The organism is Altererythrobacter sp. MTPC7, assembly GCF_042851395.1.
Classification (GTDB): Bacteria; Pseudomonadota; Alphaproteobacteria; order Sphingomonadales; family Sphingomonadaceae; genus CAJXSN01.
Genome location: NZ_BTGS01000046.1, coordinates 1 through 851, shown reverse-complemented (window position 1 = coordinate 851; position 851 = coordinate 1). Strand labels below are relative to the sequence as shown.

Genomic DNA, 851 nt, shown 5'->3' with positions numbered 1-851 from the left:
TAGGGTCCGGACTCATTAGAGCCACCACGTGACGAAGGCTGCGATGGCGATGGTTGCCATGAAGGTCTTGATATTGCGGTCGAAGCGGGTGGCGACGCGGCGCCAGTCCTTGAAGCGGCAGAACATGCGTTCGACGACATTGCGCTTGCGGTATATCTGCCGGTCATGCTCGATCTGCACCTTGCGGTTGGCCTTCGACGGGATGACCGGGGTGGTGCCGCGTTCGATCAGCCAGGAACGCAAAGCGTTGCTGTCGTAGCCTTTGTCGGCGACCAGATAGTCGGATGGCGGCACGGCATTGATCGCCAGCATCGCGACCTTGGCATCATGTGTATTGCCCGGTGTCAGCAGGAGGACGTGCGGGCGGCCCTTCTCGTCGCAGACGGCATGGAGCTTGGTGTTACGCCCGCCTTTGGTGATGCCGATACCATGAGCCAAGGCCCCCCTTTTGCGCCTCCGGCAGTGCGGTGGACCTTGATGCAACTGCTGTCGATGAAGAGTTTGCCAGGCACGCCCTCGACCCCGGCAAGCTGGGCGAAGATGCGCTCCCACACGCCGCGCTCGGCCCAGCGCCGGAAGCGGTTGTAAAGCGTCTTCTTCGGCCCGTAGACCTGCTCGGGACAATCGCCCCAGCGACCGCCGCTCTTCAGAGCATGGACAATCCCGGAGAGCACCCGACGGTCATCGACTCTCGGAATACCACGCGTATCCTGCGGCAGAAGCGGTTCAATCCGCGCCCACTGCTCATCCGAAAACCAGAAGAAATCCGCCATCCACCACACCTCCTCGCTGGAGGCTGGTGAATCACATCTCGATGCTGCTGTGAATCCCGTTTATGGGTCCGGACCCTA

General features: G+C 61.6%; 1 protein-coding gene. It reads right to left on the bottom strand.

From position 1 onward, the window contains the following. Positions 1-15: 15 nt before the first annotated feature. Positions 16-773, bottom strand: a protein-coding gene (locus ACGHJ7_RS14755; protein WP_390479178.1) for an IS5 family transposase whose coding sequence is annotated in 2 segments (ribosomal slippage) — positions 16-437 and positions 437-773 — 759 coding nt in all. Because the reading frame shifts where the segments join, the coding sequence is not laid out codon by codon here. Between the last annotated feature and the right edge of the window lie 78 nt (positions 774-851).